At 65.7% G+C, this 19,719-nt stretch carries 17 protein-coding genes; 5 read left to right on the plus strand and 12 right to left on the minus strand.

Annotation, left to right across the window (positions count from 1 at the left end; genetic code table 11):
• Positions 1–5: 5 nt before the first annotated feature.
• The 6 genes from AMS67_RS10390 to AMS67_RS10415 form a co-directional block, all read right to left on the minus strand.
• Positions 6–1,466, minus strand: coding sequence for an APC family permease (locus AMS67_RS10390; protein ID WP_053387293.1), 1,461 nt, complete (start codon positions 1,464–1,466; stop codon positions 6–8).
• A 145-nt stretch (positions 1,467–1,611) separates the two neighbouring features.
• A complete protein-coding gene (locus AMS67_RS10395) occupies positions 1,612–2,436 on the minus strand; it encodes a carbon-nitrogen hydrolase family protein (RefSeq protein ID WP_053387294.1) in 825 nt (274 codons plus the stop codon).
• A 270-nt stretch (positions 2,437–2,706) separates the two neighbouring features.
• Positions 2,707–2,955 (minus strand): hypothetical protein, encoded by a 249-nt coding sequence (locus AMS67_RS10400; RefSeq protein ID WP_053387295.1) that lies wholly within the window; start codon positions 2,953–2,955, stop codon positions 2,707–2,709.
• 46 nt (positions 2,956–3,001) lie between these two features.
• Positions 3,002–3,778: a sulfite exporter TauE/SafE family protein gene (locus tag AMS67_RS10405; RefSeq protein WP_053387296.1), complete on the minus strand. Its 777-nt coding sequence runs from the start codon at positions 3,776–3,778 to the stop codon at positions 3,002–3,004.
• A 110-nt stretch (positions 3,779–3,888) separates the two neighbouring features.
• On the minus strand, positions 3,889–5,487 hold the full coding sequence (locus AMS67_RS10410) for a gamma-glutamyltransferase family protein (RefSeq protein WP_082305444.1): 1,599 nt from the start codon (positions 5,485–5,487) through the stop codon (positions 3,889–3,891).
• Positions 5,484–6,209 (minus strand): FadR/GntR family transcriptional regulator, encoded by a 726-nt coding sequence (locus AMS67_RS10415; protein WP_053387297.1) that lies wholly within the window; start codon positions 6,207–6,209, stop codon positions 5,484–5,486. Before AMS67_RS10415 ends, AMS67_RS10410 begins: the two co-directional genes overlap by 4 nt.
• Before the next feature lie 237 nt (positions 6,210–6,446).
• Here AMS67_RS10415 and AMS67_RS10420 point away from each other — a divergent pair, with 237 nt between their 5' ends.
• The 3 genes from AMS67_RS10420 to AMS67_RS10430 all read left to right on the plus strand — a co-directional run bounded on the left by AMS67_RS10420 (position 6,447) and on the right by AMS67_RS10430 (position 9,055).
• Positions 6,447–7,349, plus strand: coding sequence for an ABC transporter substrate-binding protein (locus tag AMS67_RS10420; protein ID WP_053387298.1), 903 nt, complete (start codon positions 6,447–6,449; stop codon positions 7,347–7,349).
• Between the two features lie 66 nt (positions 7,350–7,415).
• Positions 7,416–8,252 (plus strand): amino acid ABC transporter permease, encoded by an 837-nt coding sequence (locus AMS67_RS10425; RefSeq protein ID WP_053352629.1) that lies wholly within the window; start codon positions 7,416–7,418, stop codon positions 8,250–8,252.
• Positions 8,249–9,055: an amino acid ABC transporter ATP-binding protein gene (locus AMS67_RS10430; RefSeq protein WP_053387299.1), complete on the plus strand. Its 807-nt coding sequence runs from the start codon at positions 8,249–8,251 to the stop codon at positions 9,053–9,055. The genes AMS67_RS10425 and AMS67_RS10430 overlap by 4 nt, the downstream gene beginning before the upstream one ends.
• A 77-nt stretch (positions 9,056–9,132) precedes the next feature.
• On the opposite strand, the gene pyrE is transcribed toward AMS67_RS10430, so the two are convergent.
• The 3 genes from pyrE to AMS67_RS10445 all read right to left on the minus strand — a co-directional run bounded on the left by pyrE (position 9,133) and on the right by AMS67_RS10445 (position 14,142).
• Positions 9,133–9,687, minus strand: a complete 555-nt coding sequence (pyrE, locus tag AMS67_RS10435) for an orotate phosphoribosyltransferase (RefSeq protein ID WP_053387300.1) — start codon at positions 9,685–9,687, stop codon at positions 9,133–9,135.
• A 170-nt stretch (positions 9,688–9,857) separates the two neighbouring features.
• Entirely contained in the window at positions 9,858–12,176 is a 2,319-nt protein-coding gene (locus tag AMS67_RS17350; protein ID WP_156316615.1) for an Ig-like domain-containing protein, read from the minus strand.
• A 130-nt stretch (positions 12,177–12,306) separates the two neighbouring features.
• Positions 12,307–14,142 carry an Ig-like domain-containing protein gene (locus tag AMS67_RS10445; protein WP_156316616.1) on the minus strand — a complete coding sequence of 612 codons (1,836 nt, stop codon included), beginning with the start codon at positions 14,140–14,142 and terminating at the stop codon, positions 12,307–12,309.
• A gap of 370 nt (positions 14,143–14,512) precedes the next feature.
• Between AMS67_RS10445 and AMS67_RS10450 the strand changes: the two genes are divergently transcribed.
• Together AMS67_RS10450 and AMS67_RS10455 are read left to right on the plus strand one after the other, a co-directional pair.
• Positions 14,513–15,229: a carbonic anhydrase gene (locus tag AMS67_RS10450; RefSeq protein WP_162230848.1), complete on the plus strand. Its 717-nt coding sequence runs from the start codon at positions 14,513–14,515 to the stop codon at positions 15,227–15,229.
• 78 nt (positions 15,230–15,307) lie between these two features.
• Entirely contained in the window at positions 15,308–16,144 is an 837-nt protein-coding gene (locus tag AMS67_RS10455) for a Sir2 family NAD-dependent protein deacetylase (RefSeq protein WP_053387304.1), read from the plus strand.
• 23 nt (positions 16,145–16,167) lie between these two features.
• Here AMS67_RS10455 and AMS67_RS10460 read toward each other — a convergent pair whose 3' ends face one another.
• From AMS67_RS10460 to AMS67_RS10470, 3 genes are all read right to left on the minus strand, one after another.
• A complete protein-coding gene (locus AMS67_RS10460) occupies positions 16,168–17,568 on the minus strand; it encodes a ferredoxin--NADP reductase domain-containing protein (protein ID WP_053387305.1) in 1,401 nt (466 codons plus the stop codon).
• A gap of 114 nt (positions 17,569–17,682) precedes the next feature.
• Positions 17,683–18,696, minus strand: a complete 1,014-nt coding sequence (locus AMS67_RS10465; protein ID WP_053387470.1) for a polyprenyl synthetase family protein — start codon at positions 18,694–18,696, stop codon at positions 17,683–17,685.
• Between the two features lie 41 nt (positions 18,697–18,737).
• Positions 18,738–19,667 (minus strand): class I SAM-dependent methyltransferase, encoded by a 930-nt coding sequence (locus AMS67_RS10470; protein WP_241488048.1) that lies wholly within the window; start codon positions 19,665–19,667, stop codon positions 18,738–18,740.
• Positions 19,668–19,719: the final 52 nt, after the last annotated feature.

Here is a 19,719-nt window from a genome sequence, read left to right on the forward strand (position 1 = left end):
CGGCCTCAGGGCCGCGATTCGGCCTCGAGCACGCGGTCGAGTTGAATGTCGACGGTGCGGCCACCGTCTTTGCGGTTGACGATCGCGCCGACGATGAGTGCGACCGGCGGCACGAGCGCGAGCCCGATGCTCACCGCGAGGCTGCCGCTCGTCACCATGGTGAAGTTCGAGAGCACGAGCCAGGCCGAAACGCCGAGCGCGACGACGGCGAAGATCGGCACGATGGTCGCCGTCCACACGTTCTTCCGCAGTCGCGGGTTGCGCAGGAAGAAGAACACCACGGCGATCGTCGTGAGCAGCATCATCATGACCATGCCGACTGTCGCGACGCCCGCCATGTATCCGAACACCTGTACCAAGGGGTCGAGGCCGATGACCACGAAGATCACGACGATCACGAGCGCGGTGATGCTCTGCACGATCGATGAGAAGGCGGGGCTGTGGTGCTTGGCGTGCACCATGCCGAGTCGCGCGGGCATCGAGCCGATCTTCGCGAGCGCGAACTGGTAGCGCGCGATGATGTTGTGGAAGCTCAAGACGCACGCGAAGAGGCTGGTGATGAGCAAGATCTGCATGGTGCTGCGCGTCAGCGATCCGGCGAATTCGCCCGCGGTGTCGAGCAGCATATTCTTCGACCCGAACAGCGTCTGCTGCGCGACCTCGGTCACGTTGCTCGCCCCTGATGCGACCACGAGCACCCAGACCGAGAGCGTGTAGAAGACGCCGATGATGGCGACAGCCAGGTAGGTGGCGCGCGGAATGGTGCGTGCAGGATCGCGAGCCTCGTCACGGTAGATCGCCGTCGACTCGAAGCCGATGAACCCGGTCAGCGCGAAGAGCACGGCGACGCCGAGCCCGGGGGTGAGAAAGACCTGCGGGTCGAACGATTCGGCGGAGCGGCCTTCGGGGCCGCCGTTGATGAGCACCGCGATGTTCACGATCATCATGACGAGCATTTCGAGCAGCAGTGCGACGCCGAGCACCTTCGATGAGAGGTCGATGTGCCGGTACCCGAGGAAACCGACGATGAGCAGGGCCGCGATCGCGAACACCGACCAGTGAATCTCGGGCCCGCCGTAGTGGCGCACGAGATCCATCACCGCCCACCCCATGTAGCCGTAGATGCCGACCTGAATCGCGGTGTAGGCGACGAGTGCGACGTACGCGGTGCCCATGCCGAGACGACTGCCGAGCCCGATGGTCACGTAGCTGAAGAAGGCGCCCGCCTCTTTCACGTACGGGGTCATCGCGACGAACCCGACGGCGAACAGCAGCAGCACGATCGACGCCAGCAAGAAGCCGACGGGTGCGCCCGCGCCGTTGCCCTGACCGATAGCGAGCGGGGCGTTGCCGCCGATAACGGTGAGCGGGGCCGCGGCCGCGATCACCATGAAGGCAATGCTGCCGGTGCCGAGACTGCCCGTGAGGCGCGAGCGCTCGGCGGGTCGAGGAGCGTCAGTGGTCATGAGAACTTCCTTGTTCGAATTCGGGGTCGGTCGACGCCGCTGCCGCGGTGCGCGGTGGCGGACTCGGGGTCGGGGTCGGGGTCGAGGTCGGAGCGGGGCCGGAGTCTGGGTCGGTGCCTGCCGGCTCGGCTCTGGCCGAGCGCGGTCAGGGGTGGGCGTCGTCGCGGAAGAGCCCGCTGCGCACCTCCGCGAGGTAGGGGTTCTGCGCGCGCGACTGCTCGCCGAGCGAGCGGTCGATAACGGCGGTGAGCAGTGCTTCGCCGCGGGCCGGAGCCTGCGCGACGTGCGCGCCGAGGGGGCTCGCGATCACGCTGCGACCGACGTAGTGCAGGTCGCCATCGGGGCCGTGCTGGTTCGCGTAGGCGACGTGCACGCCGTTCTCCCACGCCCGCACCCTGATGAGGTGCTCGTTGACGAAGCTGAACGGCTCCATCTGCGCGGTGGGCACGGCGACGAGATCGGCGCCGGCCCGCGCGGCCGCGCGCACGGTCTCCGGAAATTCCACGTCGAAGCAGATGAGCACCCCGATGCGATGCCCGCGGTAGTCGACCACCGTTGCCGGTTCGTCGCCGGCGACGAAGAGGTCGCGATCGAGATCGCCGAAGAGCTGAATCTTGTGGTGCTTCGCGAGCACCGCCCCGGTGTCATCGATGAACCATGCGGCGTTTGCGATGGGATCGCGGTCGGAGTCGTCGCCGAGCAACTCGGGCCCGCCCGCGACGATGGCGATGCCGACGCGCTCGGCGATCCCGCGCACCCGCTCGAGGGGGTGCTGAGCGCTGAGACGGCGCACGTCGTCGCCGATGTTGTACCCGGTGATGAACATCTCGGGGGTGATGAGCAACTCGGCGCCCGACTCTGCGGCTTCGGTGGCGGCGCGCTCGAGTGCGACGAGGTTCGCCGTCACGTCGGCGGGAATGCTCGCGGCCTGCCACGCGGCGATGCGCAGGGGGTGATCTTCATCGGTCATACGCACATTCAAGCACAATTATGCCCAAATGAAATAATTAAAAATGCGACGGCTGACCTGCGGGCCTCCACAGCTCCGCTTCGGCGCCCTTCGGCCCCGCCGCACGTTCGCTTTGGCTCCCTCTCGGCCCAGCCGCGCTTTCGCCTCGACGCCCCTCGGCTCAGCCGCGCTTCCGGATCGGGGTAGGTTTCGACCAGTGTTAAGCCGAATTCCGACGGCTGCACCCCACCAAAGTGGCCCCGATTGCGGCGGGGGTGGCAGCGACCGAGCTCACCCCTTCTCGGCGGGCTCCACTGCGGGCTCCTCGGCGGGCGGCAATGGAGGGCGCCGTGTCGCTCGGGCGATCAGCGCCGCGCCGCTCAATGCGCAGACCCAGGCCAGGCCCCACGCGACCAGGCTGAGCTCCTGATGATCTTCGATCCACGAGCGCATCGGATCGGCGCCTTTCAGTAGCATCCACAGCAGAAACAGGGCCACCAGCACGATCCCACTGCTGAGCAAGCCGATCCGTCGCATCATGCCTTCAGCTTAAAGATGATGCGCACACACTGAAACCGCCGCCGCGCTACTTCTTCGAGCGCAGCTTGCGCACGAGCATCTGCACCAGGATGAACACGAGGTACAGCGAGAACGCGACGTTGCCCCAGAAGGGGTCGATGCCGACGGCGAAGAAGTTGCCGACGGGCACGAACACGCACGCGGTGATGCCGACGATCGCGGCGGCGCGCAGGTCGACGTTCTGCCGGCGGAAGTTGCCGATGGTGCCCGAGATGGAGCCCGGGATCATCATGAGCAGCGACGTGCCCTTTGCCACGAGGTCGCTTGAGCTGAAGAAGAACATGAGCACGGGCACGACGACCACGCCGCCGCCGACCCCCAGCAGGCCCGAGAGAATGCCGGTGATGAAGCCGGTCACGATGAGCATGATCACGGTCAGCGTGGAGAGCTCGATCTCGTCGCCGCGCTGCGGCACCACGAACCACAGGCTCACGATTACGACCGCGAGGAAGCCCATGAAGCCCCACTGAATCGCCCCGACCGGCAGCTTCGCGAGCAGGTGGCTGCCGACCTGCGCGCCGACGACGATGCCGACCGCGAGGCAGGCGCCGGCAATCCAGTCGACGTGCCCCTGCAGCCCGTAGGTCGTCGCGCCGACGATTGCCGCGGGCAGGATCGCCGCCACCGACGTGCCCGCCGACAGCTTCTGGGGCATGCCCAGCCAGAGCGCCAGCGCCGGCACGATGATGGTGCCACCGCCGATGCCGAAGAGGCCGGAGAGGATGCCGCCGGCAATGCCGACCAGGAGGAGCGGGAAGAAGCCGGGGCGGGCGATCTGGGTCATGTGCTGCTTTCTCAATCACGCGGTGCTGCGGATGCCGCGAACATTACAGGTATACCGGACGACGACGGTGCGCGGGCAAGAACGCCGCACAACGCGGCACGGAGGCGAGGTCAGATCACGATCGCCGACCCGTCTGAGCGGGGGTCGCTCGCCGCGTCGACGGCGCCGTCTGGGCCGATGCGAATGAGGTTCGAGTGCCCGAGGTCTTCGGTGTTCGGGGGCACCACCTTGAGGGGAAAGCCTGCAGCCTCGACCGCCGCGTGCACCGCGGCGGGCACGTTCTCTTCGATCGTCGAGCGCACGATGCCGTCGATGCCGGGTTCGTCGATGATCCAGCGGGGAGCGTGCGTCGCTTCGTGCGGGGTGGCTCCCGCGAAGGATCGCAGCAGCAGTTGGGTGTGAATCTGCGGCTGCACCGACCCGCCCATCGTCGCCGGCACCCAGGCCAACTCGGTGCCGCGCAAGACGAGCACGGGCATGAGCGTGTGGCGGGGCCGCTTGCCCGGCTCGAAGGCGTTGGGGTGCGCGGGGTCGAGCGAGAACGACGTGCCGCGGTTCTGAAAGAGGATGCCCGTGGTGGGCTCGATGATCGCGGCGCCGAACCCGAAGTAGACGGAGTTAATGAGCGAGATGGCCCACCCGTCGGCGCTCACCGCGCTCAGCCCGACCGTGTCGCCCGTCGGCTTGCCCTCGCGCACGGGCGGGTGCGCCGGCGCCTCGGCCGCGATGAGCTCGGCACCCGTCGCCCCGCCGAAGCGCGGGTCGGCGAGCGAGGCGGCGCGCACGGCGCTGGCGTCGCGGAACGCGCGGGCGAGTGCACCGGCATCGGCGCCGAGCGGCTCGTCGATGCCCTCGGAGATCTCGCGCAGGGCGCGCAGCAGCATGAACCCCGAGCTGTTCGGCGGACCCGTAAGCACGCGGTGCCCGGCGAACTCGCCCTCAAGCGGCTCGCCCCACTCAGCCGAGTAGGCGGCGGCATCGGCGAGCGTGAGCGTCGAGCCGAGTGCCTGCAGGCCGGCGACCCACTGCTGAGCCAGCTCGCCCTCGTAAAATTCGGCGGATCCGCCCGCCGCCAGCCGCTTGAGCGTTTCGGCGAGCGCCGGCTGCACGAGCGGTGCGCCCTCGGTCAGCGGAATCCCGTTGTCGAAGAAGATGTCGCGGCACCCGGCGTCGAGCTCGAGCACCTCGCGATCTTCGACGATGCCGGCGGCCACCGAGCGGCCGGTCGGCACGCCTACTTCGGCGTACCGCGTCGCGGCCTCGAAGTGCTGCGCCCACTCGCGGGTCGCCCCGTACTCGTGCAGCGCGTTCCACCCGCAGACCCCGCCGGGCACGGTGACGGTGTCGATGCCGCGCAGCGGCAGCAGGTCGCCGTAGCGCTCGCGCAGCGTCTCGAGCGTCTGCGCGGCGGGCGACGGCCCGGTCGCGTTCAAGAAGCGCACCTCGCCGGCGGGGTTGCGCACAAGTGCGACGAGGTCGCCGCCGAGCGCGGTGTTGTTCGGGTACACGACGCACAGTGCCGCGACGGCCGCGAGGGCGGCATCGATCGCGTTGCCCCCGGCCCGCAGGGCTGCGGCCCCAGCCTCGGTCGCGAGATGGTGCGAGGTCGAGATGGCGCTGCGCGCCGGCAGCACCGCTGGCGCACCGTGCGGCACTGCAGACGGTGCCGCGTGCGGCGCAGCCGCTGATGCGGGTGGGGCGTCGGTCATGGGGTCGTCTCCTCGGGCGTCGTTGCGGCGTGGGCGATCTGGGTACTGATGTCGATGACGTGGGCGCGAGCTTCGGTCTCGGCGAGCTCGGCGTCGCCGGCTGCGATCGCCTCGAAGATGCGTCGGTGCGCGACGCTCGAGGCGTTGCGGCGGGCCTTGGTCTGGTAGCGACTCGCGCGGCTCGGGGCGATCTGCTGGGCGATCTGCTCATTGATGAGTTCGAGCAGCGGGTTGTGCGCGTACTGCGCGATGGCCTGGTGGAAGGCGCGGTCGAGCTCGGCGTAGCGCTCCTTCGTCACGTCGACCTCCATCGCCTCGACGAGCTCGCGCAACTGAGCGACATCGCGGGCTGTCGCGCGGGCGGCCGTGATGCCGGCGATGGGCGGCTCGACGATGGCGCGCAGCTCCATGATGTCGTGGAGGTCGGGCTTGAGCGCTGCCAACCGGCTCAGGGCACCGTCGCTGACGTCGGCGCGCTCCCCCGGGCTGAGCACGATGGTGCCGCGGCCGGGCCGCCGGTCGATGAGCCCGCGATTCTCGAGCTCGCGCAGGGCCTCTCGAATCGAGACGCGCGACACCCCGAAGTGCTCGGCGAGGTCGCGCTCGGCCGGCAGCCGCTCACCGGGCTCGAGCTTGCCGTCGAGAATCAGACGTTCGATGTCGACCGACAACCGGTCGGGCAGCGACAGCGTTGTCGCTCGGCCAATGTCGTTCCAGTCCATGTGCGCCTCCTTCAGTGCTCTCGTGATCGTAGTGGACGCCGCCGACGGTGCGGATTGTGTTGCAGTTACGTTTCCGATCGGCTTGCCCGTTGACTCGATGGCCAATACCGGGGTATCGTCCCATTCAGTTCATCCGTTGGTCCTACCAACTGCTGATCGAGCATACACCCGGCCCGCCGGGAATGCGCAAGACCTCCGCCCAGAGCCGGGCGGATCCCACTGAACGGAGAAATCATCGTGGCTTTCCCCACCGCACCGCGCACCGCTCCGGTGCTCGCACTCGCCGCAGCCGCAGGCCTCGCCCTGTCGCTGGCCGCGTGCACCGTCACCGCGAACGCCCCCGCAGACAACGCCGGTGGATCGGGCGACTCAGAGAGCAGCGGAGCACCGGTCGCAACCCTCGAACCGCCGACCATCATCAAGGCCGGCACCCTCACCATCTGCACCGGCGACAGCGCTCCCAACATTTTCTACGACGAGAACAACGAGCTGCAGGGCGTCGAGATCGACATTGCGAACGCGATGGCCGACAAGCTCGGCGTCTCGACGACGCTGGGCGAGTACGCGTTCGCCGGCCTCATCCCCGCCCTGCAGGCGAAGCAGTGCGACGTCATCATGGGGTCGCTCTACATCAAGCCCGAGCGCGAAGAGATTGCGAACTTCGTGCCCTACCTGTACTCGGGCACCGCGGTCGCCGTGAACAAGGAGAACCCCAAGAAGGTCACCGGCTTCGACGACTCACTCTGCGGCACGAAGGTCGTCGGCATCACCGGCGCGACGGGCGCGGCCTCGGCGCAAGAGAAGTCAGACGAGTGCGTCGCCGACGGCAAGGAGCCGCTCGCCATCACGCTCGTCGACGAGGGCACCAACGCCCTGCAGCAGGTGCTCGCCCAGCAGGCCGACGCGTTCATCGACACCACCGAGATCGTCAGCTACTACGAGCAGCAGTCCGACGGCGACCTGGTGTCGGTCGGCGAGCCCTTCGGCAAGATCCGCATCGGTGCGGCGACGCTCAAAGACAACACCGACCTCAACACGGCGCTCGACGACGCCTTCGCCGCGATCGTCGACGACGGCACCTACACCGACATCCTCGCCAAGTGGGGTGTCGAGAGCAACGACATCACCCAGCCCGAGTAATCCGCAGGCTGCGGGCGGCGCACGACGACGCGTGCCGCCCGCAGCCGACCTCACGAAAGACACCACATGAAATTCGACTGGGACTACTTCTGGCAGAGCCTGTTCTCGCCGAGCGAGAGCTTTCTGAACGGACTCGGGCTCACCATCATCATTTCGATCGTCGCGATGGCACTCGCGTTGATCCTCGGCCTCATCATCGCCCTCATGGGCCGCAGCCGCTTCGTGCCGCTGCGCGTGCTCGCGAGCCTCTACATCTGGATCATTCGCGGCACCCCGCTGCTCGTGCAACTCGTCATCATCTACACCGGCTTCGCGGCCGCGAACCTCTTCCGCTTCGAAGACCTGTCGCTCGCATTCCAGTTCGACGCGTTCACCGTCGGCCTCATGGTCAAGGGCGCCGTGCAGGCGGCGATCGTCGCGCTCATGCTCAACGAGAGCGCCTACATCTCGGAGATCGTGCGCGGTGGCCTCGAGTCGATCGAGAAGGGCCAGACCGAGGCGGCGCTGTCGCTCGGCATGACCCCGCTCGGCTCCATGCGGTGGATCATCGTGCCGCAGGCGATCCGCGTCATGGTGCCGCCGCTCGGCAACTCGTTCAACGGCCTCATGAAGAGCACCTCGATTCTCTCGATCATCGGCGTCGCCGAAATGTTCCAGGTCAGCAGCTCCATGAGCGCCGCCACGTTCAAGGTCTTCGAGATCTACATAGTCGTCGCCCTCTACTACCTGCTGCTCACGACCGTGTGGACGGTCATTCAAACCTTCATCGAGAACTGGCTCAACGCCAAGGCCGGCCTGCCGAAGGCCGAGTCGATCTGGAAGCGTCTGTTCGGCTTCCGTAGCAAGCGCGACCGGGTCGCCCCGAAGAGCCCGATCGCCGACCTCGAAGGAGCCGCAGCATGAGCGCGACCACCGAGTACACCGCCCCCGTCACCATCGCCGATGGCCCGATCGTGCGCACGGTCGACATCAACAAGTGGTTCGGCGACCGGCACATTCTCACCGACGTGTCGCTCGAAATCGAGCGCGGCGAAGTGGTCGTACTCGTCGGCCCGTCGGGCGCCGGCAAGACGACCTTCTTGCGCACGCTCAACCGTCTCGAGCCGATCGACAGCGGCGAGATTTATGTCAACGGGCAGCGCATCGGCGAGCGCGTGGGTGAGAACGGCAAGACCCGCGAGATCTCGGCGAAAGCGCTGGCCGCGCAGCGATCCGACATCGGCTTCGTCTTTCAGCACTTCAACCTCTTTCCGCACATGACCGTGCTCGAGAACATCTGGCATTCGCCGGTGCGGGTGAAGGGCGAGAAGAAGTCTGAAGCGATCGCCTACGCGCGTGAGCTGTTGGATCGCGTGGGGCTTGCCGACAAAGCCGATGAGCGGCCGCGTTCGCTTTCGGGGGGTCAGCAGCAGCGCGTCGCGATCGCCCGCGCACTCGCCATGCGCCCCGCGCTCATGCTCTTCGACGAGCCGACGAGCGCCCTCGACCCCGAGATGGTGGGCGAGGTGCTGCAGGTGATGCAAGACCTCGCGAAGGCCGGCATGACGATGATTATCGTGAGCCACGAGATGGGGTTCACTCGTGAGGTGGCGGATCGCGTGATCGTCATGGACGCGGGCGCCATCATCGAGCAGGGCGACCCCGAACTGGTCTTCACGAACCCAAGCCACGAGCGCACCCGCCAGTTCCTGTCGAAGGTGCTGTAGCCGGCGTGCTCCACCGCACGACAACGGCCTCCGCTCCCGAAAGGGGCGGAGGCCGTTGTCGTGCGGGCGCGGGGCGCTTACTGCGGGGCGAGCTCGAGGTCGTCGAGGCCGATGGCGTAGCGGTATTCGAAGCCGGCTGCCTCGATGCGCTCCTTGGCCGGGGCCTGGCGATCCACCACGACCGCGACGGCGGCAATCTCAGCGCCGACCTTCTGCAGCGCTTCGATCGCATTCAGGGGCGAGCCGCCCGTGGTCGACGTGTCTTCGACGACGACCACGCGCTTGCCCGCGAGATCGGGGCCCTCGACCTGGCGGCCGCGACCGTGATCTTTCGGCTCCTTGCGCACGACGAACGAGTCGTACACCTTGCCCTGCGCGACACCCTGGTGCATGATCGCCGAGGCGATCGGGTCGGCACCCATCGTGAGCCCGCCCACCGCGACGACCCCGTCGATGTCGTCGATCAGGTCGAGCATGACCTGACCGATCAGCGGGGCCGCACGGTGGTCGAGGCTCAGCTTGCGCAGGTCGATGTAGTACGTCGCCTTCTTGCCGCTCGTGAGCGTGAAGTCGCCGTGGAAGACGGCCTCGCTCGTGATGAGTTCGATGAGCTGTTCGCGCGCAGTGGTCATGGCGTCGATTCTACTGGCGAGGGGTTGGTGGTGGATCGCCGTGCCGTGTTCGGGGAACGGAACGGGGCCCGCACCGTTCGAGGCAGACAGAAGGGGGAAAACTGTCTCGTGGTGCGGGCCCCTGGGGGATCCGATGTTGAGTTGTCTATTTAGTTATGAGCTTGCGCGATTTAGCGAGCGGTGAAAGCGCGATCAACCGAAACGTTGTCATTGACCACGCGAATCTTGTAGTTCGCCGCGACGAGTGACTTGTTGACCTCGACGCTCCATTCGCCCGCAGCATTCGCGGTGTCCGAGCCAAGCAGCGCACCGGTCGAGATGGAGCGCAGCTCAATGGTCGCGTTGGCGTTCGACTCACCGGTGAAGGTCACCGTGCCCGCGGCAACGGTAGCGCCCGCTGCCGGGGTCAGCACGTTGAGGGTAGCCACGACAGGGCGCTTCACCGTGAACGCACGAATGACTTCCTTCGAACCGTTGACGATCTTGATGCGGTAGTTGCCCTCACCCAGCGCCTTGTTCATGGCAGCGGTCCAGCTGCCGTTCGCGCCGGCCTTGCCGGTGCCCAGCAGCGCGTTGGTCGCGACCGAGCGCAATTCGATGTCGGCGTCTGCATTCGCGGTGCCGGTGAAGGTCACCGTGCCTGGAGCGACCTCAGCACCGGCGGCAGGCGTCAGCACGTCGAGCTCGTCGACAACAGCGCGCTTCACCGTGAAGGCGCGAATGACTTCCTTCGAACCACTGACCACCTTGATGCGGTAGTTACCCGCCGCCAGCGGTCGAGAGACAACTGCGGTCCATTCGCCGGCAGCGTTTGCCGTGCCGGCACCGAGGCGCGCATTGGTGGTTACCGAACGCAGCTCGACAGCAGCACCGGCGTTCGCTTCGCCGGTAAAGGTAACGGTGCCAGGTTCAACCGAACCGCCTTCGGCCGGAGTCAACACATTGAGCGACTCAACGATCGTGTTGACGGCAGTGTAGGAGACGGCCTGCGACATTCCGACCTTGAGAGCATTGCCCCCGTTCACGACGAACCGACCATCTGAAATTACACCGTCGCGGCTGTTGTTCGCGTCTGAACGCAGATCAAACATGACCTTCATCTCGGCGCCCGCGGTAATGACGTAGTTCGGGTCAGACACAAACATGCGCTTTCCGTCTGCCGAAAGCGTCGCCGTCGGGAATGCGCTCGAAGCGCCATTGTTCAGCGAACGACGCACGTTGTTGCTTGCGAAGGTCGTACCCGCCGGCGCATCAAGCTCGAACTGAACGCCTGCGGGCAGCGCGTCGAGGCTTGGGTTATTGATCGAGACCGTCGCCTGGCCGATTGCGCCCGTACCGAGCGTCGGCACCTGCGACTGCGAGAGCGGATTCACGACATTGACCGCGAAGTCAGCAGTAGTACCCGCAGCGTAGATGTCGCCGCCGGTAAACGTGTATTTACCATCAAGTACATCACCCGTTGACACGCTGGCGCCGAGACGAAGATCAAAGGAGATGTCTTGGACGCTCTTCAGCTGGAGCGTCTGCGGACTGTTAAAATTTAGCGTTTTACGGTCGGCGCTCAACGATCCTCCGGTCAGAGCGTTTGATCCACCCGGAATGTTCGCGTACGAAAGTTGTCCACTGTCGAAGGTCGTACCCTCGGGTGCCGTGATTGAACCGACCATTCGAGTTCCGACCTGAGTCGCCGTAGGATTAGGGTGGGTGATCGTAACGCGCACCTTTGAGCCGGCGATACCGTTCGCTTCTCCCTTCTGTGAAGGGCCGTCAGGAGTGGCATACCCAAAGCTAGCTGTCGTTCCAACGGGATAGGTGTCACCGCTCTCAAAAGTCACCAAGCCGTCGGTGACGGTCTGCCCCGGCGTGATGCGATCGAGCCTCAAGTTCACCACGAGATCTTGGCGCCCAGCGGGAACTTGCCAGTTTGTGTGGCCTACCGTGATGGTTTTCCGATCTGCACTCAATGACGTGCCAGGAAGCGGCGACGTACCGAGCCGCCTACCACTCTTGTCGTAGTTAAAGTACGTAACGGTGCCGTTAGCAAAAGTTGCACCACTCGGTGCCTGGAATTTCAACCCTGCCCTCGAACCATGAGGAGAGGATCCGTTGTTCACCTGTCGAATAACGACCATCACATTCTGGCCGGGCATACCTGTCTGGAGTTCCGCCTGCGCTGGGTCCTCGATGACGCTCTGGATCGCGTCCGCAGACACCTGGGGCTCGCTCGTAGTGCTGCCTTCAGGCTGCCCTGAGATCACTTCGGGCACCGTGGCAGCATGCAGTGTTTCCGCATCCTCAGCATCAGGGGTCGTAGCGATATCTGCATCGTCAGCGACGACCTGACCGTCAACCTGAACCTCCGTGCTGTCCGGCGTTACCGGAAGTTCGTCTGCGAGGGCCGGGCTCATGCCGAACCCCATACCCGAGAGCGCCACCGTCGCAGTAATCGTTGCGACGGAGAAGCGGCGCACGTTTGTGAACTTAGCCATTCTTCATTTCCTTATGTTTGTGGATCGATCGTCAACCTGACGATCAAAGGATCTATTTCGCATCCGCGCGACTTTGTACGCCGCGCAGATTTAGTATGCAGGAATTCTAAAATATTGTCTAGTTGAAATATCACTTTGCCTGAAAGGCGCGGTCGATCTGCAGATTCCCGTTGACGACGCGAATGACATAAGTCGATGCTCCAAGCCGCTTATCGACATCCGCACTCCAGGTTCCGTCCGCAGCCGCTGTACTGCCACCGAGCATCAAACCGGTCGCGCGCGAACGCAACTCAATAGCCGCTCCAGGGTTTGCCTTTCCAGAGAAAGTCACTGTTCCACGCGCCACTGAGGCGTTCTCCTGGGGCGAGAGCACCTCGAGCGAGGCCGCATGGGTTCCTACAATGAACGATCGCAACACCGAGGCCGATCCATTCACGACACGTATGGCGTAGCGTCCGCTTACGAGCGACTTGTTGACATTCACAGTGAACCCGCCGTTCGCCTGCGCGGTTCCGGTTCCCAGTCGAGCACCCGTGGCCGCCGAAACCAGATTGATAGTGGCTCCAGCATTGGCACGCCCCGTAAATGTCACCGCGCCCGGGGCAACCGTCGCACCTTGCGCTGGGCTAGTCACCGTGAGCGAGTCGGGCACCGCGTTGCGCACGCTGAAAGCGCGACGCAGATCCGTCAGGCCGTCGGTCACGCCAATGGTGTAGGTACCAACAGCGAGCGGCCGGTTCACCGTGACAGACCACTTTCCATCAGCGTCGGCCGTGCCGACACCGAGCGACGAGCCCGACGTAATTGAGTACAGGGAGATTTCAGTATTTGCAGCCGCAGTGCCCGAGAAGGTCACGATTCCCGCGGAAACCACGGCCCCGACAGCTGGATCGACCACGACCAGCTGATCGTTATCAGGCACAGATGCAACGACGGCCTCGTAGCTCAGCAAGGCACGCGCCCCGGTCGGGAGGCCTTCCTGTCCACCGATAATTTCGATGCTGCCGTCGGCAACGACACCCACGCGCACATTGTCAGCTTCTGAGCGCACCAGCGCGTATACGGTGAATTCGCCCGAGTAAGTGTCCGCCATGTAGACCGTCAGCGTCTTACGATCACCATTCAGACGCCCCACGTAAGATCGATTCGCGCCCGCAGTAGGCTGCACCACAAAGTTGGTGTCCTCGAAGGTTGTGCCTGAGGGCGCAGTGAGGCGAAGCGACACCCCCGGCTCCGTGACAAGCCCAGCAGGAATCTCCATGTGCGCGGCAACGGCTCCGGTGGCCCCGGCCGCAATGACTTCGGGGACAGCGGCCGTGATCGTCTCACCCACACGATAGGCGAGCTCGGTGGTAAGACCAGGGGTCACCAGATCGATACCGCTGCCCACCGTCACGCTTCCGCCACCGATCAAACCAGTGCTCGTGAATGGTCCCTCATTCGTGAACGCCGCACTGAGCGCAACTGAACCGCGCCACGATCCCGGCACACTGGCAACCAGTGTTGTCCCATCAGCGCTGAGCACACCGGCCGCGCGGCGAGAGACAGCATCCTGAGCAAACTGTGCCGTCACAAGCGAACGCGCGAATTTCAGACCCTTGGGCGCCACAAAAGTGATCTCGGCATTGCTCGAATCGACAAAACCGTCCGCCAATTCCAGCGTCGCACCAATCGCAGTCGTATGACCCGCGAACACCTTGGGCTCTTCGCGCTGCACCAAGGTCGGATCGCCGACCGTCGCGATTTTGGAGTCGCTCTCCGCACCTTCGCCAGAAGCCTGCTGCTCTGCATCGGTCAATTCAGGCGTCACCACACCATTCGGTCCCTCGACCTCAGCGATCATTGGCGACGGATCATCGAGCACCGGTTCCGCGAGGGCTGGCGTAGCCAACCCCCCAAAGGCAGTCACCGCAATGGTTACCGCGCCCATCAATGTGAGCCTTCGTCGTGTTTGCTGCTGAGCCATGGCTCATCTTCCTCTCTCTCAGCGGCTGAGGTACTCGCCACCGAGAAGCGGAAGGGAAATGCCCTTACAGCGCACAGAAGCCACCAAGCCAGCCGCACGATCTGTGTGCCTCTTTATTATTTAAATATTCTAAAATTTGAGCAACTTAAATGAGCGCTATATTTTGAATACTAAAACACAGAATGCATCACTACGGGTGACAGCAAAAATTCTTAATGTGTGCGTAAATATTAAAATGCTAAAACATTCTTCACGAATCTCTGCTCCGGTGTCTCGCACAGTCGGCATTGGAACCGTCGCTCTCGCGTCCCTCGTATTGATCGGTTGCTCGAACGGGAGTCCGTCGCTCGACTCACCGCAGAACGCGCAGGTGTCCAATACGACCTGGTCATACGCCGGAGCCAATGGTCCGGAGCACTGGGGTGAATACGGCGGCGCGTGCCAGAACACCGAGGCATCGCAGGAGTCACCCATCAACATCGATTCACGACAGATCGCCGCCGACGCCGCTGAGGCCGACGCCGCACCGATCTCATTCAGCTACGCGGCTGCCGATTTCGAACTCGAGAACAACGGCCACACCATCGAGGCGATTCCCACTGACCTGCATGCCAACAGCGTTGAGCGCAATGGCGTCACCTACGAATTGCAGCAGTTCCACTTCCATGCGTCGAGCGAACACACGTTCAATGGCACCTCGACCGCAGCGGAGTTGCACCTCGTGCACCAAAGCGCCGATGGCGAACTACTCGTGATCGGCGTGCTGCTCGAAGTCGGCGACGCAAACCCGGCGCTCGACGAGCTCTTCGATAGCATCACTGACGAGGTCTCGGGCGACGAGGGCGAAGCGCTCAGCACCCCGATCAACCCCGCCGACCTGTTGCCCGCCGACCTCACGAGCGTGCAGTACTCGGGCTCGCTGACCACCCCGCCTTGCTCAGAAGGCGTGCAGTGGAACGTTTTCCCCGAACCCGTGACGGTGTCAGCCAACCAACTCGCAAAGTACACCGACGTGTACCCCGACAACCACCGCCCGGTGCAGCCGCTGCACGACCGCGAACTCTTCGTGGTCGCTCCTGCCGCGTAAGGTTTCCACTGCGCTGCGGGCGAAGCCGCACCTCATGAGGCCCTCCTTCGACTACCGTTGAGTCGAACGGAGGGCCTCATGTCATCTGCCCCGAACCCCACCGAGATCGCGCAGCTCGCGCGCCTCTTCGAACGCGCACCGCTCGCGGTGCTCACCGGCGCGGGCATCAGCACCGACTCGGGCATTCCCGACTACCGGGGCGCCGGCACTCCCCCGCGCACGCCGATGAGCATCGAGCAGTTCACCCACGACGAGGCCTACCGCCGCCGCTTCTGGGCAGGTGCGCGCATCGGATCCCTACGCGCCGCCGGCGTCGCCCCCAACGCTGGCCACCTCGCCCTCGCACGCCTCGAAGCCGCCGGGCGCATCAACGGCGTCATCACCCAGAACGTCGACAACCTGCATCGTCGCGCCGGATCGCGCACCGTCGTCGAACTGCACGGCAATGGCAACGTGATCCGTTGCACCGCACACGGCCACCGCTTCACCCGCGACCAGGTGCTCGCGTGGTTCGACGAGCAGAACCCCGGCTTCGCCGCGCGCAATGCCGACGCCGAGATCGCGCCCGACGGCGACGCGCTCGTCACCGAGACCGCCGCGGTCATCGAGCCGCGCTGCCCCGAGTGCGGCGCGACGCTGCGACCCGACGTCGTCTACTTCGGTGAGTTCGTGCCGCAGCCCGTGTTTGCCGCCGCCGCTGATCTCGTCGCCGGCGCGGGTGGGCTGCTGCTCATCGGCACCTCGCTGGCGGTCAACACCGGCATTCGCCTCGTGCATCGCGCGGAGCAGCGCGAGATCCCGTTCGCGGTCATCAACCGCGGCCCAACCGCGGTCGACGCGAGGCCTGGGCTGGCCGTGCGCATCGACGGCAGCGCCACCGAGGTGCTCGAGGCGCTGGAGCAGGTGCTGAGCTAAACAGATTCAGCACCCGATGAGCACTACTCCCCGCGCGAGATGCGCGTCATCTCATCGCGCGGCACGACCTTGATGCGCTCGCGACCGTGGGGCTCGCCGAGGCCGAGCTCGTGGGCGTCGAGGCGATGCCAGCCCTCGATGGTCGTGTAGGGCACGCCGCGCTGTTCGAGCAGCGCGGGAATCGCGTCGGGCTCCGGGGCTTCGGGCTGCCAGAGGTTGTCGCGATCCTCCAGGAGGCACTCGAGTGTCTCCATGGCGTCCGACTTCGTGTGACCGATGAGCCCGACGGGGCCGCGCTTGATCCAGCCCGTCGCGTACACACCGGCGATCTGCTGCCCTTCGAGGTCGAGCACGCGCCCCTGTGCGTTCGGGATCACGCCCTTCGCGTCATCGAACGGAATCTCTTCGAGCGGTGAACCGAGGTAGCCGACGGCACGGTAGATCGACTGGATCGGCACGATTTCGAACTCGCCGGTGTCGACAATGCCGCCCTGCCCATCGGGAGCGGTGCGCTCGATTTTGAGCCCGGCGACGCGGCCGTCTTCGACGACGACCTCGACCGGCTTCGACCAGAAGTGCAGGTGCAGGCGACGCGATGCGGGGGCGACCTCGCCGGCTTCGCGCGCGCGCTGCTCGTCGCGCCACTTGTCCATGATGCGGGTCATCACGATGACCTGCTTGTTCTTCACGAGCACCTCGTCGGCGAAGGCGTCGTCGAACGCGAAATCGCGCTCGTCGATCACCATGTCGACGTCGCGCACCTCGCCAAGCTCGCGCAGCTCGAGCGGCGTGAACTTCACGTACTTCGGGCCGCGTCGGCCGAAGAGGTGCAGCTCCTCGATGGGGTTCTCTTCGAGCCCGGCGTGCACGTTCGACGGAATCTCGGTGGGCAGCAGGTCTTCGGCGTGCTTGATCAGCATGCGCGAGATGTCGAGCGCGACGTTGCCATTGCCGACGACGCCCACCGACTGGGCCTCGAGCGGCCAGGTGCGGGGCACATCGGGGTGACCGTCGAACCAGCTGACGAAGTCGGCGGCGCCATACGAACCTTCGGCGTCGATGCCGGGAATCGCGAGGGCGGCATCGCGGATCGCGCCCGTCGAGAAGATGACCGCGTGGTAGTGGCGCTTCAGGTCGGCGAGCGTGAGGTCTTGCCCGTAACGCACGTTGCCGAAGTAGCGAATCGAATCGTCGCCGGTCTCGCCCGAGCCGGCGCGGTCGAGCACGTCGCGCAGCGCGTTGATGATGCCCTTGATGCGCGGGTGGTCGGGCGAGACGCCGTAGCGCACGAGCCCGTAGGGTGCCGGAAGCTGTTCGAAGAGGTCGATCTTGACCGTGAAATCGCGTTCGGCTTTCAGCAGCAGATCTGCTGCGTAAATACCGGCCGGGCCGGCCCCCACGATCGCCAGTCGCATCTTGCTCATCGCTCGGTTCTTCCTTCCGTTCCCCTGACGGTATTCTCCGCGGGGATTCGAGAATCGGGTGGTTCGGTGTGCGTGCGGCACGATCAGCGGCGGCGCCGGCGCAGCCGCCGGGCGTCAGCCGTCGCGGTTGACGATGGAGTCGGCCATGCGCTCGAGTGCTCGCTTCACCGATGACTTCGGCAGCACATCGAGTGCGCGCACGGCGTCTTCGGCCCAGCGGTGCGCGGTCGCCTCGGTCTCGCGCGTCACCTCGTGCGTCTGCAGCGCCACGACCTCGGGGTCGAGCAGCGCGGGGTCGGCGCCCTCGCGAATCTGCGCGACGCCCGCGTCGATGCGCGCGAGCAGCGCTGCATCGTCGGCGTTGCCGGCGGCCGCGCGCTCCTGCAGCAGCAGCAGCGGCAGCGTCACGACGCCGGCCCGCAGGTCGGTGCCGGCGCGCTTGCCGGTGCGTTCCTGCTTCGGCGAGAGGTCGATCACGTCGTCGATGAGCTGGAAGGCGACGCCGATGCGCTCACCGTACTCGGTGACCGGGTCGGCGTACTCGGCCGGAGCCTCGCCGAACATCACGCCCATGCGCGCCGCGGTCGAGATGAGCGCGCCGGTCTTGTCGGCGAGCACCTGAATGTAGTGCGCCTTCGGGTCGTCTCCCGGCTGCGGGCCGACTGTCTCGTGCAGCTGCCCGAGGCACAGTCGTTCAAACGTCTTCGCCTGCAGCAGAATCGCGGCTTCACCCATGCCCGATACGAGCGACGACGCGCGCGCAAAGAGCAGATCGCCGGCCAGAATCGCCACCGAGTTCGACCACACGGTCTGCGCGGCGGGCACCCCGCGACGCAGACGCGCATCGTCCATGACATCGTCGTGGTACAGCGAGGCGAGGTGGGTCATCTCGACCGCTTCGGCCGCGCGGCGCACGAGTTCGTTCGGGCCAGAGCCGAGCTCGCTCGTGAGCAGGGTGAGCACGGGGCGGATCCGCTTGCCCCCGGCACCCATCAAGTACCGGGCGGGAGCATCGGCGACCGGCGACGCGAAACGCAGGTGCTCGAGCAGCTCGGATTCGATGATCTCGAGCTGCTCTTGAATCTGCTTCGCGTGACGACGATCGGCAGCCCCGTGGAACAGGCGCATCGGCAGCGCCTGGGTAGCCGTGTCTTCGGCGATGGGACGACTCACTTCGTGTCTCCGGTGTCTGGGGTGTCAGGCTTCGTCGCGGCGGGCTTGGTCGCGACAGGCTTCTTGGCGGCAGGCTTCGCGGCGGCAGATTTCGCGGCCGCTGGTTTCGCAGCGGCAGGCTTGGCCGCAGCGGGTTTCTTGGCCGCCGGCTTGCGCGCGGGCGCGGGCTTTTTCGTAGCTGCGGGCTTCTTCGGGGCCGCAGCGGGCTTCGGTGCCGCTCGCGGCACGAACCCGCGGTGCAGGGCGACGATACCGAAGGTCAGGTTGCGGTAGGCGACCCGCTCAAGACCGGCCTCGCGCATCCACGCGGCGAGCTCAGACTGGTCGGGCCACGCCTCGATCGACTCGTTGAGGTACGAGTAGGCAGCTGCGGCGTCGCGGTTGATCGCGCCGGCGACCCGCGGCAGCACGTGGCGGCCGTAGAACGCGTAGGGTCCGCGCACCAGGGCGGACGGCGGGGTCGAGAACTCGGCGATGACCACGCGACCGCCCGGCTTCACGACGCGACGCATCTCGGCGAGCGCGGCCTTCGGATCGTTGACGTTGCGCAAGCCGTACGAGATCGTGGCGGCGTCGAAGCTGTCGTCGTCAAACGGCAGCTGGGTTGCGTCGGCCCACTGGAACTCGATCAGCTCGTTGCCCGCGTGACGTTTGCGCCCCTCGGCGAGCATGCCCTCGGAGAAGTCGGCAGCAACGACATGCGCGCCGTGCGCGGCGATCGCGGCCGACGACGTGCCGGTGCCGGCCGCGAGGTCAAGCACGCGCATGCCCTTGCGGGGTGCGATGGCCTTCGTCGTCGCGATGCGCCACAGCCGATCGTTGCCAACGGTGAGCACGTCGTTGATGAGGTCGTAGCGCGGCGACACCTCGTCGAACATGGCAGAGACATCAGCGGCATGCTTGGTCGCAGTATCGGGGCGGGTCACCCCACCATGCTATCCCGTTCACCTATTCATCACCTGGGCTGCGCATCGGGCC

Source organism: Leucobacter japonicus (genome assembly GCF_001273855.1).
In the GTDB taxonomy this organism is placed as follows: domain Bacteria; phylum Actinomycetota; class Actinomycetes; order Actinomycetales; family Microbacteriaceae; genus Leucobacter; species Leucobacter japonicus.

Coding starts and splice junctions, on each gene's coding strand:
- AMS67_RS10390 (WP_053387293.1), bottom strand. CDS start 1,466: ATGACCACTGACGCTCCTCGACCCGCCGAGCGCTCGCGCCTCACGGGC.
- AMS67_RS10395 (WP_053387294.1), bottom strand. CDS start 2,436: ATGACCGATGAAGATCACCCCCTGCGCATCGCCGCGTGGCAGGCCGCG.
- AMS67_RS10400 (WP_053387295.1), bottom strand. CDS start 2,955: ATGATGCGACGGATCGGCTTGCTCAGCAGTGGGATCGTGCTGGTGGCC.
- AMS67_RS10405 (WP_053387296.1), bottom strand. CDS start 3,778: ATGACCCAGATCGCCCGCCCCGGCTTCTTCCCGCTCCTCCTGGTCGGC.
- AMS67_RS10410 (WP_082305444.1), bottom strand. CDS start 5,487: ATGACCGACGCCCCACCCGCATCAGCGGCTGCGCCGCACGCGGCACCG.
- AMS67_RS10415 (WP_053387297.1), bottom strand. CDS start 6,209: ATGGACTGGAACGACATTGGCCGAGCGACAACGCTGTCGCTGCCCGAC.
- AMS67_RS10425 (WP_053352629.1), top strand. CDS start 7,416: ATGAAATTCGACTGGGACTACTTCTGGCAGAGCCTGTTCTCGCCGAGC.
- AMS67_RS10430 (WP_053387299.1), top strand. CDS start 8,249: ATGAGCGCGACCACCGAGTACACCGCCCCCGTCACCATCGCCGATGGC.
- pyrE (WP_053387300.1), bottom strand. CDS start 9,687: ATGACCACTGCGCGCGAACAGCTCATCGAACTCATCACGAGCGAGGCC.
- AMS67_RS17350 (WP_156316615.1), bottom strand. CDS start 12,176: ATGGCTAAGTTCACAAACGTGCGCCGCTTCTCCGTCGCAACGATTACT.
- AMS67_RS10445 (WP_156316616.1), bottom strand. CDS start 14,142: ATGGCTCAGCAGCAAACACGACGAAGGCTCACATTGATGGGCGCGGTA.
- AMS67_RS10455 (WP_053387304.1), top strand. CDS start 15,308: ATGTCATCTGCCCCGAACCCCACCGAGATCGCGCAGCTCGCGCGCCTC.
- AMS67_RS10460 (WP_053387305.1), bottom strand. CDS start 17,568: ATGAGCAAGATGCGACTGGCGATCGTGGGGGCCGGCCCGGCCGGTATT.
- AMS67_RS10465 (WP_053387470.1), bottom strand. CDS start 18,696: ATGCGCCTGTTCCACGGGGCTGCCGATCGTCGTCACGCGAAGCAGATT.